This window comes from Nocardiopsis sp. NPDC055824 (genome assembly GCF_053616335.1).
Window position 1 is genome coordinate 16,905 of sequence record NZ_JBSHDN010000077.1, and the last position, 12,956, is coordinate 29,860.

Genomic DNA, 12,956 nt, shown 5'->3' on the forward strand with positions numbered 1-12,956 from the left:
GGCGCCGCCGTCGAGTTCCGACACGATGACACATCTGAGCAGGAGCGATGCGATGCGTGCAACCGATGCCCCCGACGGGTCCGTGACCCTGGGCATGTCGCAGGCCGAGGCGACGGTTCTACACGAGCTGATCGCCTTTGCAGAGTTCGCGTACGACCTGAGCTCGATCGAATCGGCGAGACCGGTCGAGCAGAAGGTGCTGTCCGACGTACAGCAGGCGCTCGCGCCGCTCATCCTCCCGGAACTCGGCGCTCACGGCTACGACGCCGTGATGAACCGCGCTCGCGCCGCCATCGACCTCAGTTCCTTTCGGGCTCCCTGTCCACCCGGCGCAGAGGAAGAGGGTGCGATGGACAAGCGCGCGGTCGCCCACGCACTCGCCGCTGTGATCGCGGACGAGATCGAGGCGCAACTCGGGGTGCGCCGCCCGGTCGGTGAGATGCCTGCGCTGATCGCCGACGCGGTCTTGGACGCCTTCCGTGTCGAGCGCGTCGACCAGGCCGACCCGCCTGTCGGTTGACCCAGGACGCCGACTGGCGGGTGCTCATCCGGCTCGGCGACCCACCGGCCCCGGTCCCCGAACCCTTCGCTGACCCGCCGCTCCAGGCCAGGGACCGACGGACCGGCATGAACACGAACAACCGGGATGCGACCTGGCTGTTTCCCGGACGCAGGGCCGGACGCCCCCTGTATCCGCACAGTCCCGCCGAGCTGATCCGCGACATCGGTGTTCCCGGAACGGCGGTGCGCGCCTCCGCGCTGCGTCAACTCGTGCTCCAGGCCCCGCACCGGTCCTCGCCCAGGCGCTGGGGTTCCATTCCACGACCACCCCCCGGGCCGTTGCCCGGGCGGGCGGGACCTGGAGCCGCTACGCCTCCAGCGACCACACGCAGTGATCACGGCGGCCGGAGCCACGGAGAACGCAGATCACTCGATCTACAACTCCTGACTGTCTCGACCCCCGGCATCGGCGGTCGCGACGCCGGCCTTCTGGCAGAGCGACGGGATCGGCGACCCGGCGGGCCCTCATCGCCAGGAAGAGGCCGATGTGCCGACCGGTCTTGCGGTCCAGCGTCTTCGGCCACTGCGGCCGAGGGTCCTGTTCATGCCCCAATCTCAACGCGGTCCACGCGGTGGGCGTCGTCTTCGCTGTGCGCGCCGGGCACAAGCCGTCGGACGACGCGGAACCCCTCGTTGTGGCCCGCGTAGTCCAGAACCAGTACGCTGGGCGGATGGCGCGACCTCGGGAGTTCGACGAAAACCGCGTGCTTCTCGCTGTCCGCGACGAGTTCTGGGACAAGGGGTACGCGGCGACGTCGATGGACGACCTGCTGCGCGTGAGCGGGTTGGGCAAGGGCAGCCTCTACGGGGCGTTCGGGGATAAGAGAAGCTTGTTTCTCCGGGTGCTGCGGGAGTACGACGACGCGAACCTGCTGGCACTGCGCGAGCGTCTGGCTTCTGCCGCCAAGGGGGTCGACGTGGTGCGCGAGTTCGTCCTCGGCCTGACCGGTGACCCGACCGGGGCGGCTGCGCGCCGGGGCTGCCTGCTGGCCAACAGCAACGCCGAGCTTGCCGCTAGCACCCCGGACGTCGCTGCCGAGGCCCGCCGCAGCTACGACGCGATCACCGCCGTCCTCACCGCGGCGCTGGAGCGCGCCCGGAGCGAAGGCGACCTCGATCCCGGCGCCGATCCTTCCGAGACCGCCCGTGCGGCCCTTGTCGCGCAGCTCGGTCTCATCGCGCTCGGGCGCACCGGCATGGATATCGACGCGCTGAGCACGACCGCTCACTCCACCCTGGCACGACTGCTGCCCGCCCCAGCGCAGTAACAGCGCCCTACCGACCGGCCCGTACCGCCGCAGTCCGCGGCCGGCCTGGCACCCTGCGGCGCGCCCTCGAGCTGCGCGCCGCTGTTTCCGGGGGGAACGCGGTCCGCCTGCAGGCCCTCTGTGTGCTGCCGGCTGCCGGTCGGCCCGATCCGCGACCGACGACTTGGGCCGCCCCGGGTGGCCGATCCGCCCCTGCGATGCCGCCGCCGGTGACGGGGCGGGCCCGAGACGCGGAGCCCCGATGTTTCGACACGAGCCACATCTTGACCGATCGGTCCATAACAGGGGTATGGTTATTGACGCACCAGTCCACAATGAAGAGGAGGGCGGCATGGCCGTCTTGGAAGGTAAGATCGCCGTCGTTACCGGGGCCGGCACCGGCATCGGGTTTGCGACCGCTCGCGCATTCCGCGACGCGGGCGCCACGGTGTTCATCACCGGTCGCCGCAAGCACGTGCTCGACGCCGCGGTCGCCGAGCTCGGCGACCGCGTGACCGGCGTCGTCTGCGACGTCTCGGTGCCCTCCGAGCTCGACGCGTTCTACAGCACCGTGCGGGACCAGGCCGGACGCGTCGACGTGCTGGTCGCCAACGCCGGCATCGGCATCGCGGCTCCGTTCGGCGAGGTGACCGAAGAGCTGATCGACTCGGTGTTCGCCACCAACGTCAAGGGAACGATCCTCACGCTCCAGCAGGCGCTACCGCTGCTCAGCAAGAACGCTTCGGTGATCCTGACGGGCTCGACCGCCTCGACCCGACCCGACCAGGGACTTGAGGTCTACGCGGCGTCGAAGGCCGCAGTTCGCACCCTCGCTCGCGGTTGGGCCCTCAGCGCGCGCACACACGGCTTCCGTGTCAACGTCGTATCCCCCGGCGGTACACGCACCGAAGGCCTGCTGGAGCTCGTCCCACCCGAGGCGCTCAAGCAGGCCGAAGCCACTGTCCCCCTCGGCCGGCTCGCCGAGCCCGAGGAGATCGCCGCCCTGACGACGTTCCTCGCCTCGGACGCGTCGAGCTACATCAACGGCGCCGAGTTCCACGCCGACGGTGGATACGCCCAGGTGTAAGGGGTCCACACGTACGGGCCAGGGCCTCGGCCCTGGCCCGCACTTCCTCGGCGTCCCGGGCGAGGTGGCAGGAGGACTCGGCGCCGACGAGCCGGTTCAGCGGCGTGGCCCGGCGCTGGAGGTGGTCCGAACGGCTGCCGGCGGTGGAGCCGGGGGCGTTGTCCAGCGTGTGCGCCCTGCTGGTCGCCGAGGCGTGCAGCACCGGCCTTCCCCCGTGGTCGAACCCGGGACGAGCCCCCTGACGCCGGGCCGCCTGCAGCAGGTCGACCGCGCCTCTATGTGCGCCGAGACCCTACGCCCGGCCGAAGCCCACCTCGCAGCGGCCCGACCCCACACCCCGTCACCGGCGTCGCGGGGGCGGGGCCGACGGGAACCCCCGTCCGGGAAGGGCGCGCTCAGCCCCCTTCGGCCTCCTGGCGCACGGTGGCGGCGATGCGGGTGAGCGCGGTCCCGAGGTGGCGGCGCTGAGCGGCGGTGAGCGGGTCGAACACGAGCCGCTTCACCTGCGCGACGTGTTCCGGCGCGCTCTCGACGAGCTTCTGCCGACCGGCGCCGGTCAGGGTGGCGAGGGTGTACCGACCGTCGCCGGGGTCGGGTCGGCGGACGGCCCAGTCACGGGCCTCGAAACGGTCCATCACCTTCGACAGGCGGGGCTGGGTACTGTCGCAGAGCCGGGCCAGCTCGCTGAGCCGCATCGTGGCCTCGTCGGCCGTGGACAGCCGGGCCAGGACCCCGTACTCGAAGTTGGAGATGCCCGCCTCCCGCTGCAGCTGGCGGTCGAGGGCCGCTGGTAGGGCGATGACGACCGTGAGCAGCGCCTGCCACAGGTCCTGTTGGTCGTCGTCGAGCCAGGGTTGGGTGTCCATGAGCCCCATCATACTTGCCTGGGCAACTCGCATCACTTGCGCAGGCAACCCTCGACGGGCTACGTTTCACTTGCCTGGGAAAGTAAAAACACTTTCCTGAGCAAGTGAAGGAGTTGATTTTGACCACCACGAGCAGCCTGAACCCCTCTGTACCGCCGCGCGCACCGGCCGCGGCGTACGACGACCTCCTCGCCCGGGTCCTGCCACAGGCGCGCGGACAGCGGGTGTGGACCCCCTCCGACGGACCCATGCCCAGCCTCTTCGTCAGCCACGGCGCCCCGTTCACCCTCGACGACCCGCAGTGGCTCGACGACCTCTTCGGCTGGGCCCGGTCGATGCCCAAACCCCGGGCCGTCGTCGTGGTATCGGCCCACTGGGAACAGGCGCCGGCCGCGATATCGGGAGCCGCGGCCGGCGTCCCGCTCCACTACGACTTCAGCGGCTTCCACCCCCGCTACAAGACCCTTCCCTACGCGACCCCGGACGCCACCGACCTGGCGCGGCGGCTCACCGGCCTGCTGGGCCCGACACCGGTGCACGAGTTCGCCGACCGCGGCCTCGACCACGGCGCGTTCATCCCGCTCATGGCCATGTACCCCGCCGCCGACGTCCCGGTCGTGCAGTTGTCGATGCCCGGCATGGACCCCGGCGCCCTGCTCGACCTCGGCACACGCCTGCGGCCCCTGCGCGAGGAAGGCGTCCTCGTTCTCGGCTCGGGCTTCATGACGCACAGTTTCGCCGTCTTCCGCCGGCCCGAGCTCGCCGCCGCCACCGCGGCCTTCGACGCGTGGGCCGTCGACGCCCTCGCCCGGGGCGACGCCGATGCCCTCGCCGACTACCGCGACAAGGCGCCCGGCGCCGCGGTCGCCCATCCGACGGCCGACCACTTCGTCCCGCTGCTGTTGGCCGTCGGCGCCGCCGACGACCCCGGCAGCGCCGTGAGCGCGATCGACCGCATGGTGATGGGCAACTCCACCCGGTCGGTGCAGCTGGCCTGAGCGCCTCGACGTGTTCCACCTTCGCGCCTGATCGCCCGTCCTGGGGCGACGGCACCACCACACCCCGGAGGAAAGTGTTATGAAGGCAATCCGTTTCCACGAGTTCGGCAGCAGCGAGGTCCTGCGCCACGAGGAGGTCGACCGTCCGGTCCCCGGCGCCGGCCAGGTGCTGGTGCGGGTGGCGGCCACCTCGTTCAACCCGGTCGACGACCACATCCGCGCCGGCGTCCTGGCCGAGATGCTCCCGATCACCCTCCCCTACGTGCCGGGGATCGACCTGGCGGGCACCGTCGCCGAACTCGGCGCGGGCGTGACGGGCCCGGCCGTCGGCGACCGGGTCGTGGCGATGCTGCCCCTCGGCTCCGCCGGCGGAGCCGCCGAGTACGCACTCGTCCCGGTGGAGTCCCTGGCCCCGGCACCCCGGACGATCGAGCTGGTCGACGCCGCGGCACTGCCTCTGACCGGTCTGGCGGCCTGGCAGACGGCCTTCGAGCTCGCCGAGCTGAAGCCCGGGCAGACCCTCCTGGTCAACGGGGCGGGGGGCGCTGTGGGCAGCCTCGTGGTGCAGCTCGCCGTCGACGCGGGGGCGCACGTGACCGCGGTGGACGCGCCGCAGCACGCCGACCGCCTTCGGGGCTACGGCGCGGACCGGGTCGTCGGCCCCCTCGACCTCGCTGCGGGCCCGGCCGCCGTGGGCGGTCCGTTCCAGGTCGTGGTGAACCACGTGCGCGTCTCCCCGGAGGAGCTCGCGCGGCTGGCGGACTACGTCTCCGACGGCGGGGTCGCCGCCAGCACGGCCGGCCCGGTCCCCGAGGTCCCCGACCGGAAGGTGCGCACCGCGAGCCTGTGGGTCCGCAGCGACGGCGCACAGCTGGCCGCCCTCGTCGCCAGGATGGACGCCGGAAAGCTCCGGCTCCACGTCGCCGACCGCCGCCCGATGGCCGAGCTGGCCGCCGTGCACGGGGACGCCGCCTCCGGGCGGCTGCCCGGCAAGACCGTCGTGCTCACCCGCTGACCACGCCCCGAGCGGGTCTTGAGGACGCCGACCGCCCCCGCACCAGTCCTGTGACGGTGCGGGGGCGGCGCCCGATACGCCGCCCGCAGCGGCGGTCGGGCCTCAGTGGCCCTTGGTCACGTCCAGGTCCTTGGGCGTCAGGGCGAACACCACGACCACCGACACCAGCATGACCGCGGCGCCGATGCCGCCGACCAGGGTCAGGCCGTGGGTGAAGGCCTCCTGGGCCTGGAACGCGGCTGCGGCGCCGGCGGGGCCCAGGTCGGCCAGGACGTGCAGGGCGCCGCCCAGGGACTCCTGCGCCGCCCCCACCCCCTGCGGTCCCAGGCCCGCGGCGGCGAGGTCGGAGGCCGGCAGTTCGGCGCGGTAGAGGGCGGACGCCGCACTGCCCAGCACGGCCACGCCCAGGACCGCGCCCAGTTCGTAGGAGGTCTCCTCGATCGCCGCGGCGCTGCCTGCGTGCTCGGCCGGGGTCCCCGACATGATGATCGCCGAGGCGATGGCCAGGGATCCCATGCCCGCGCCGAGCAGGGTCAGGAATATCGCGACCGGCGCGTAGGTGAGCGGCGCGGGGGCGAGGGCCAGGGCGGCGAAGCCCAGCCCCGACAGCGCCAGGCCGCCCACCAGGACGGTGCGGGCGCCGATGCGCTGGGCCAGCACCGGCGCCAGCGGGGAGACCACCGTGGCGGCGACAGCCATCGGCAGCAGCCCGATCCCGGCCTGCAGGGGCGACCACCCCTGCACGAGCTGGAACCACTGCGCCGCGAGCAGCAGCGCCGATCCCATGGCCAGCATGGTGAACAGCGCCGCCAGGGTCCCGGCCGTGAAGGAGGGGACGGTGAACAGGCGTACCCGCAGCAGCGGCGAGTCGCTGTGGAGGCAGCGCAGCACGAACCAGACCAGCAGGGCCAGCCCCGCCGCGAGCGCCGCCAGTGCCAGGGCGTCGGCCGGTCCCTCCTTGGCGATGCGCTTGATGCCCCACACCAGGGCGGTCATGCCCGCGATCGACAGGGCGGTGGCCAGGGCGTCCCAGCGCCCGGGGTGGGGGTTGCGCGCCTCGGGCAGCAGGAACAGGCTCACGAGGACGGCCGCGGCCATCAGGGGCACGTTCAGCAGGAACGCCGCGTGCCAGGAGAAGTGCTCCAGCAGCAGACCGCCCACGATGGGTCCCACGGCCGCTCCCAGGGAGGCGACGGCCGCCCAGATGCCGAGCGCCTTGGCCCGTTCGGCCGGGTCGGTGAACAGGCTGCGGATCATCGAGAGCGTGGCCGGCATGATCATCGCCCCGCCCACGCCCAGCAGGGCGCGCACGGCGACCACCACGGGGGCCGTCTCGGCCGCCAGGACCAGCAGGGAGGCCCCGCCGAAGACGGCGAAGCCGGTCAGGAGCATCCTCTTGCGGCCCCACCGGTCGCCCAGGGTGCTCATGGTGACCAGGAGGCCGGCCAGGACCAGCGAGTAGATGTCGACGATCCACAGCTGCTGGGCCGCGGTCGGGGACAGCGCCGCGGCCATCTCGGGCAGGGCGACGTTGAGGATGGTCATGTCCATGACCACCACGAGCAGGCTGGCGGCCAGCACCGCCAGGGCGGCCCAGCGGCGGCCGGCGGACAGGTGTCCGGCGATGGCGCCCGGTGCGTCGGAGGTGTGGTGCGGAGTGCTCACGGCTTCTCTTCCAGGGATGTGCTCATCAGGGCGGCGATCGCCATGCGCAGTGCCGCCTCGTCGAGGGGCCGGTCGTGGAGCAGGGTGTACAGGATGACCCCGTCCAGGTAGACGGCCGTGGCCCGGGCCGCTTCGGGCGCGGCGTAGGCCTGCAGGATCTCGGTGACCCCCTGTACCCACTGCTGGGCGAACGGACGCAGATCGGGGTTGTCCACGCCGGCGAAGTAGAGCAGGCTCTCGGCGCGCAGCCGTTCGCGGTCGCCCAGGTAGGCGGCGAACAGCGCGGCGATGCCCTCGGGGCGGCCGTCGCAGCCGTGGATCTCCTCCGCGAACTCGCGCAGCTCCTCGTCGGCCTGCTCGGCGATGGCCTGCAGGGCGGCGGCGCGCAGGTCGTCCAGGGAGTCGAAGTAGTAGGTGGTGGCCCCCAGCGGCACCCGGGCCAGTTCGGCCACCCGCCGGTGCGTCAGGGCGGAACTGCCGTTGGCGACCATCTCCTGCGCGGCGGCCTCGACCATGGCGCGTCGGCGCCTCTCGGGGTCCCGGCGGGAGGTCATGGGCGCTCCCCCTGTGCGCGTCGCCCAGAGGTCCGGAACAGCATCTTTTTCACCCCAATGTCTGGTACGTGCGTACAAGTACAAACGTACTAGAAGGGGGAGGCCGCCCGCCCGTGTCGTGCGCCACTGCCGGGGCTGCGGCACCGCGGAGCAGGAGTCCGGCCGGTCGTGACCCGCCATGGCGGGCGGGCCGCGACCTCCGACGGAACCGTGCGGGTGTCCTCGGTCCGGCTCCGCGTCCGGACCTGTGCGAAAGGAGTCACCGGGCGCGCCGTGGCAGGGCGCCGTTCCCCCCGCGCCGTCGGCAGGCTTACCCAGCCCCGGTGCCGAAGGGGTTGTCGATGGCATACCGCCAGCGCCCGTCCGGTCCCCGCCGGGCAACGTCGGTGGCGGTCCCCTCGATGTGCACCGCCTGCCCGTCGCGGCCGGTGCCCTCGATGGTCCAGTCGACGATCAGCAGCGCCAGGTCTCCGCTGGTGTGGACGTGTCGCGGGTGGACGGAGACGGGAACGCCGAGCCCCTGGAGCCGGGCGTTGGCGGCGTGCGCGTCCGGTCCTGTCAGCGGCGTCCACGGGTCCAGGACCAGCACCGCCGCGTCCTCGTAGACCTGGGCCAGCGCGTCGGGGTCGCCGCTGTTGAACCGCTCGGCGAACACCGCTGGCACGTCTTCGGGCCGTTCTGCCAGTTCTCTCATGGTCGACGGACGTCCTTCCGGTTCGGGATCATGAATGTGTCGACCACGCTAGGAGGCGCTCTCGTGACTCACCCAACGGTTGGCCACCCGGGACTGCCCGAGGATCCGCGCGCGGACGTCGCGGAGCCCACGCCCACCTGCCCCGTGGAGATCGCCCTCTCGGCCGTCCAGGGCCGTTGGACGACGCTGGTGGTGCGCGAACTGCTGCGCGGCGACCGCTCCTACAGCGAGCTCCGCGAGGCCCTGCCGAAGCTGTCGGACAAGGTGCTGTCCGACCGTCTCGCACACCTCTGCGCGGCCGGGGTGGTCGGGCGGGAACGGCGTCCGGGCTGGCCGCCGAGGGTGCGCTACTCGCTGACGCCCCGGGGCCGCCGCCTCGGCCCGGTCCTCCAGGCACTGTGGGACTGGGGCAGCCTCTAGATCCGAGGCCGCGAACCGGCCCCGCCGACCGCCCGAGTCCCCCGCCCCTCGGGCCGGTGCACCGAGGGCGCGGTCGCATGGCATCCTCTGTCCGACGCGTGCGCGCGGATCCGGGTACTCGCGTGCCGGTCAGTTCTTCCGGTACGCCGACGGTGTCCGTGCCGAAGCCGTGCCGTTGGCGTTCTCCGCAGTGGGAGGCCTGCCTCCCAGCCCCTCGTCGTGCGTGAGGGTCTCCAGCAGGGTCATCGCATCGGCGGACATCTGATCGCTCGGGGTGTAGACCTCCAAGCGGTGGTCGGGGCTGTCGGCCTGGAGCCAGATCTGGAACTCCATGCTCAGCTCGCCGACCAGGGGATGGCGGAAGCGCTTGGTGCCACCGACGCACTCCCCCACGCGGCCGGACGCCCAGAGGGAGGAGAACTCGGGGTCCTTCATGCTCAGCTCGCCCACAAGTTCGGCCAGACGGGTGTCATCGAGGTACTTGCCGCTGATCCGCCGCAGGTAGGCGACGTTCGTGGACGCCTCGGTCTTCCAGTCCACGTAGGAGTCCCGCACGCGCGGGTCCAGGAACAGCAGCCTCGGCATGGACGGCTGTGTCGCGGGGTCCGCGGTGCTGTCGAACGGCAGGTGCGGGGCCAGCAGGGCATGGCCCGTCCGGGTCCAGGCCAGCGCGTCGTTGCGTCGCCCCAGGAGCACGGCGGGCTGACCGGAGATGGCCTCCAGCATCGCCAGCGCCCGGGGGTGCGGTCGCTCGGGCCTGGTCCGGGGCGCAGGACGCAGTTGCGAGGGTTTGGCCAGGTCGAGCAGGTGCTCGACCTCGGTCGGCGTCAGCTGCAGCGCCCGCGCCAGGGCGAGGAGCACCTCGGTCGAGGCGTTGCGTGCCTGCCCCTGTTCCAGTCGCGTGTAGTAGGCGACGCTGACGCCGGCCAACTGGGCGACTTCCTCACGCCGTAGCCCGGGGACCCTGCGGCGTCGGCCCCAGCTGATGACATCGGCCTGTTCGGGGTCGAGGGCAGCGCGACGGGAGCGCAGGAACTCACCCAGGTTCCCCGATGGTGTGCTCGCCGAAGGTGTCATACCTACCAGGGTAGGTACTCCGGCCCGAACCAGCATGACCCTGTCAGTGGTAGGAACCCCGGGCGCACACCCAACAGGTGTCTGGCTGCCGTATCCCGGTCCGTCCAGGCTGGTGGGCATGCTTTCCCACGACAACGCCTCACGCACCCGGCTGGTGCTGCTGACCCTGGCCGCCGGCGCCTTCGGGATCGGCACCACCGAGTTCGCGATCTCCGGCCTGATGCCCGGAATCGCCACCGAATTCGGCATCTCGGTCACCACCGCGGGCTGGGCCGCGACAGCCTACGCCCTCGGCGTCTTCCTCGGCGCCCCGGTCCTGGTCCTGGTCGGGCAGCGGTTCGAGAAGAAGAGATTCCTGCTCGTCCTCATGGGCCTGTTCGTGGTCGGGAACCTGCTGACCGCCTTCGCCCCGTCCTTCGCGCTGACCCTCCTGGGCAGAGTGGTCTCCTCACTGACCCATGCGGCCTTCATCGGCATCGGCTCGATCATCGCCTCGCGCGCGGTTCCCGAGCACAAGAAGACCAGCGCGATCGCGTTCATGTTCTCCGGTCTGACCCTGGCCACGCTCATCGGCACCCCGATCGCCACCTGGGTCTCCACGGAGTTCTCCTGGCGGACCTCGTTCCTGGGCATCTCGGCGATCGGCCTGATCGTCCTGGTCGGCATCCTCGCCTGCATCCCGGCGAGCAGGACCGATGAGTCGTTCGACTTCGCCGCCGAGGTCCGCGCCTTCGTCAACCCACAACTGCTGCTCGCGATGCTGATCACCGTCCTCGGACCGGCGGGGTTCTTCACCTCCATCACCTACATCGCCCCCATCACCATGAACGCGACCGGCACCCCGGAGAGCTGGATCACGGCCTACATGCTCGTCTTCGGGCTCGGGCTGTTCATCGGCAACATCCTGGGAGGACGGCTGGCCGACAAGAACCTCATGGGTCTGCTGCTGGGAAGCCTTGCCCTGCTCACGGTCACGCTGCTCGTGTTCTGGCTCACCGCGGACAACGTCGTGGTCACGTTCGCCGCGGTGTTCCTCATGGCCGCCGCGGGCTTCGCCACCGTCTCCCCGATCCAACGCCTGGTGATGGAACGGGCCGAACGCGCCGGCGCCCCCAACCTCGCCTCCTCGATGAACATCGGCATGTTCAACCTCGGCAACGCCATCGGGGCCTGGTTGGGCGGCTACGTCATCAGCACGGGACTCGGCGACAGCAGCCCCAACCTCGCCGGCGGACTGCTCGCCGCCGGTGCGCTCGTGGTCGGCGTCATCATCTGGCTGCAGTCCAAGAAGTCCACCACCGGCCGGCGGCCTGCCGGGCTGGCCCAGGTGGGGTGACCCCGAGAGGCAGGGCTCCGGCTCTCACAGGAGAACCGCACCCCGTAACCGGACGGGGTGCGGTTCTTCGCGTGCAGGATGTGGGGGGTGTTACCGGCAGCGCACCGCGTTCACCAGCGCGGTCCACTCAGGAGCAGGGACGTCGAGATGCCCCAGCTCTCGGTTCTGGGTGTCGCGGACACCGGTGACCAGGCCCTCCGCAACCTCGACGCAGTGGCCCTGCTGGCCGCTGTAGCTGGATTTGTGCCACACTCCATCGTCAGTCATCGAGATGCCCTCTTCTCACTTCAATGAACCGCACAGTCTCTTCGTGCGGGAGCGCCTGCGAGCGCAGCGCACCAAACTTCCTCTGGGAGTTTGCCACGGTCTGTGCATCAACGATCACGTGCCCCGCGCCCGGCACTTCAGCGTAAACCAGGCTCTCGGCCTCACTCATCTCGAGTACGACGAACGATCCATCCATGGCCGAGTGTGCTCCGCGGGCAGTCGGAACGCACTGGATCTGAACGAACGGGTCTTTAGCCAGGCGCAAGAGGTGATCAAGCTGTTCCTTCATCACCTCTGAGCCGCCGACGTCCCGTCGAAAAGCAATCTCTTCCACGATAAAAACGCACATCGGAGGAGGTTCTCGCTTGAAGACTGCCTGCCGCTCCAACCTGCCGTTTCTGATCCGGTCAGCTTCAGTCACCCCCAAGGGGGGCCAGGCAGCATCAAGCAGTGCTGACATGTAGTTTTTCGTCTGGGTGAGGCCAGGGAGCGCCTGTACCTGAAATTCATAGATGGCCTGGGCTTTCATCTCCAGCTCAGCAAACTCCGCCATCCATCGGGGGAACGACGAACGAGCGCCCGGCCAAAGCATGTGTAGCGACCCGGAGGCACCCAGAGCCTTGTCGGCAGCCTCAGCAAACGTGCGAGCGGGACGTCGCTCACCTCGCTCGATTGCTCCGATCTGGGCCCCTGACGTGCTTGTTCGCCTCCCCAGCTCCGATTGAGACAAATCAGCCATTAGCCGCAATCGTTTCAACTCGTTCCGGAACTGATCCACTGCGGCTTGACTCACGGGGTTATGAGCCTTAGTCATGACTCCAGTTAAACACACATCACTACAGTTCACAGACTTCCTGCATACACGCACCCCAGTTTCCACACCTCGCTAGACGGCATTCGCCCAGGCCAGCAGTCTGTTCTTGGGAAACAGTCAGTCGCTACCTGAGCCCACCACAGCTCGCCCCTAACCACGAGCGGGCGACCATCTTGGGCACAAAAAAGCTCCGGTGGCCGAAGTCAAAGGCGGCCACCGGAGCTAGTGCCTCACCTGTCCACTAAGACACGAGGTGAGTTAAATGCAGCCTACCGCCCCTCCCCCCGCACTTCCACGCCGCCTGTGCGGAACCCCCACAACATCGGGCATCCTCATCGGCCCCCACCCCAGCCAC

Annotated in this window: 14 protein-coding genes and 1 pseudogene; 7 read left to right on the forward strand and 8 right to left on the reverse strand. The window is 70.5% G+C overall.

Annotation, left to right across the window (positions count from 1 at the left end; genetic code table 11):
* Nucleotides 1–52: 52 nt before the first annotated feature.
* The 3 genes from ACWGL3_RS17045 to ACWGL3_RS17055 all read left to right on the forward strand — a co-directional run bounded on the left by ACWGL3_RS17045 (nucleotide 53) and on the right by ACWGL3_RS17055 (nucleotide 2,895).
* Nucleotides 53–520: a hypothetical protein gene (locus ACWGL3_RS17045; protein ID WP_452461521.1), complete on the forward strand. Its 468-nt coding sequence runs from the start codon at nucleotides 53–55 to the stop codon at nucleotides 518–520.
* Nucleotides 521–1,232: 712 nt separating this feature from the next.
* On the forward strand, nucleotides 1,233–1,829 hold the full coding sequence (locus tag ACWGL3_RS17050; protein WP_452461522.1) for a TetR/AcrR family transcriptional regulator: 597 nt from the start codon (nucleotides 1,233–1,235) through the stop codon (nucleotides 1,827–1,829).
* A gap of 331 nt (nucleotides 1,830–2,160) precedes the next feature.
* Nucleotides 2,161–2,895, forward strand: coding sequence for an SDR family NAD(P)-dependent oxidoreductase (locus ACWGL3_RS17055; RefSeq protein WP_267944795.1), 735 nt, complete (start codon nucleotides 2,161–2,163; stop codon nucleotides 2,893–2,895).
* 395 nt (nucleotides 2,896–3,290) lie between these two features.
* Here ACWGL3_RS17055 and ACWGL3_RS17060 read toward each other — a convergent pair whose 3' ends face one another.
* Nucleotides 3,291–3,761, reverse strand: a complete 471-nt coding sequence (locus ACWGL3_RS17060) for a MarR family winged helix-turn-helix transcriptional regulator (protein ID WP_452461523.1) — start codon at nucleotides 3,759–3,761, stop codon at nucleotides 3,291–3,293.
* A gap of 119 nt (nucleotides 3,762–3,880) precedes the next feature.
* Here ACWGL3_RS17060 and ACWGL3_RS17065 point away from each other — a divergent pair, with 119 nt between their 5' ends.
* Together ACWGL3_RS17065 and ACWGL3_RS17070 are read left to right on the forward strand one after the other, a co-directional pair.
* Nucleotides 3,881–4,759, forward strand: coding sequence for a dioxygenase family protein (locus ACWGL3_RS17065; protein ID WP_452461524.1), 879 nt, complete (start codon nucleotides 3,881–3,883; stop codon nucleotides 4,757–4,759).
* 79 nt (nucleotides 4,760–4,838) lie between these two features.
* A complete protein-coding gene (locus tag ACWGL3_RS17070; protein WP_452461525.1) occupies nucleotides 4,839–5,774 on the forward strand; it encodes an NADP-dependent oxidoreductase in 936 nt (311 codons plus the stop codon).
* A 102-nt stretch (nucleotides 5,775–5,876) separates the two neighbouring features.
* On the opposite strand, the gene ACWGL3_RS17075 is transcribed toward ACWGL3_RS17070, so the two are convergent.
* From ACWGL3_RS17075 to ACWGL3_RS17085, 3 genes are all read right to left on the reverse strand, one after another.
* Nucleotides 5,877–7,439: an MFS transporter gene (locus tag ACWGL3_RS17075; RefSeq protein WP_452461526.1), complete on the reverse strand. Its 1,563-nt coding sequence runs from the start codon at nucleotides 7,437–7,439 to the stop codon at nucleotides 5,877–5,879.
* On the reverse strand, nucleotides 7,436–7,993 hold the full coding sequence (locus ACWGL3_RS17080) for a TetR/AcrR family transcriptional regulator (RefSeq protein ID WP_267944800.1): 558 nt from the start codon (nucleotides 7,991–7,993) through the stop codon (nucleotides 7,436–7,438). Before ACWGL3_RS17080 ends, ACWGL3_RS17075 begins: the two co-directional genes overlap by 4 nt.
* A gap of 310 nt (nucleotides 7,994–8,303) precedes the next feature.
* Nucleotides 8,304–8,687, reverse strand: a complete 384-nt coding sequence (locus ACWGL3_RS17085) for a YybH family protein (protein ID WP_267944801.1) — start codon at nucleotides 8,685–8,687, stop codon at nucleotides 8,304–8,306.
* A gap of 63 nt (nucleotides 8,688–8,750) precedes the next feature.
* On the opposite strand from ACWGL3_RS17085, the gene ACWGL3_RS17090 reads away from it, so the two are divergent.
* A complete protein-coding gene (locus ACWGL3_RS17090) occupies nucleotides 8,751–9,107 on the forward strand; it encodes a winged helix-turn-helix transcriptional regulator (RefSeq protein WP_452461527.1) in 357 nt (118 codons plus the stop codon).
* A gap of 129 nt (nucleotides 9,108–9,236) precedes the next feature.
* On the opposite strand, the gene ACWGL3_RS17095 is transcribed toward ACWGL3_RS17090, so the two are convergent.
* Nucleotides 9,237–10,184: an MmyB family transcriptional regulator gene (locus ACWGL3_RS17095; protein WP_452461528.1), complete on the reverse strand. Its 948-nt coding sequence runs from the start codon at nucleotides 10,182–10,184 to the stop codon at nucleotides 9,237–9,239.
* A gap of 118 nt (nucleotides 10,185–10,302) precedes the next feature.
* Between ACWGL3_RS17095 and ACWGL3_RS17100 the strand changes: the two genes are divergently transcribed.
* Complete coding sequence (locus ACWGL3_RS17100; RefSeq protein WP_267944804.1) at nucleotides 10,303–11,520, forward strand: MFS transporter; 1,218 nt, start codon at nucleotides 10,303–10,305, stop codon at nucleotides 11,518–11,520.
* 90 nt (nucleotides 11,521–11,610) lie between these two features.
* Here ACWGL3_RS17100 and ACWGL3_RS17105 read toward each other — a convergent pair whose 3' ends face one another.
* The 3 genes and pseudogenes from ACWGL3_RS17105 to ACWGL3_RS17115 form a co-directional block, all read right to left on the reverse strand.
* Entirely contained in the window at nucleotides 11,611–11,787 is a 177-nt protein-coding gene (locus ACWGL3_RS17105) for a DUF397 domain-containing protein (RefSeq protein ID WP_267944805.1), read from the reverse strand.
* Complete coding sequence (locus ACWGL3_RS17110; protein WP_267944806.1) at nucleotides 11,780–12,340, reverse strand: DUF5753 domain-containing protein; 561 nt, start codon at nucleotides 12,338–12,340, stop codon at nucleotides 11,780–11,782. The genes ACWGL3_RS17105 and ACWGL3_RS17110 overlap by 8 nt, the downstream gene beginning before the upstream one ends.
* 54 nt (nucleotides 12,341–12,394) lie before the next feature.
* Nucleotides 12,395–12,601, reverse strand: a pseudogene (locus tag ACWGL3_RS17115) (helix-turn-helix transcriptional regulator); the annotation flags it as partial.
* Between the last annotated feature and the right edge of the window lie 355 nt (nucleotides 12,602–12,956).

Excerpts from the sequence above, each read along its gene's own strand:
- ACWGL3_RS17045 (WP_452461521.1), top strand. The coding sequence starts at position 53 with ATGCGTGCAACCGATGCCCCCGACGGGTCCGTGACCCTGGGCATGTCG.
- ACWGL3_RS17050 (WP_452461522.1), top strand. The coding sequence starts at position 1,233 with ATGGCGCGACCTCGGGAGTTCGACGAAAACCGCGTGCTTCTCGCTGTC.
- ACWGL3_RS17055 (WP_267944795.1), top strand. The coding sequence starts at position 2,161 with ATGGCCGTCTTGGAAGGTAAGATCGCCGTCGTTACCGGGGCCGGCACC.
- ACWGL3_RS17060 (WP_452461523.1), bottom strand. The coding sequence starts at position 3,761 with ATGGACACCCAACCCTGGCTCGACGACGACCAACAGGACCTGTGGCAG.
- ACWGL3_RS17070 (WP_452461525.1), top strand. The coding sequence starts at position 4,839 with ATGAAGGCAATCCGTTTCCACGAGTTCGGCAGCAGCGAGGTCCTGCGC.
- ACWGL3_RS17080 (WP_267944800.1), bottom strand. The coding sequence starts at position 7,993 with ATGACCTCCCGCCGGGACCCCGAGAGGCGCCGACGCGCCATGGTCGAG.
- ACWGL3_RS17085 (WP_267944801.1), bottom strand. The coding sequence starts at position 8,687 with ATGAGAGAACTGGCAGAACGGCCCGAAGACGTGCCAGCGGTGTTCGCC.
- ACWGL3_RS17095 (WP_452461528.1), bottom strand. The coding sequence starts at position 10,184 with ATGACACCTTCGGCGAGCACACCATCGGGGAACCTGGGTGAGTTCCTG.
- ACWGL3_RS17100 (WP_267944804.1), top strand. The coding sequence starts at position 10,303 with ATGCTTTCCCACGACAACGCCTCACGCACCCGGCTGGTGCTGCTGACC.
- ACWGL3_RS17105 (WP_267944805.1), bottom strand. The coding sequence starts at position 11,787 with ATGACTGACGATGGAGTGTGGCACAAATCCAGCTACAGCGGCCAGCAG.
- ACWGL3_RS17110 (WP_267944806.1), bottom strand. The coding sequence starts at position 12,340 with ATGGCGGAGTTTGCTGAGCTGGAGATGAAAGCCCAGGCCATCTATGAA.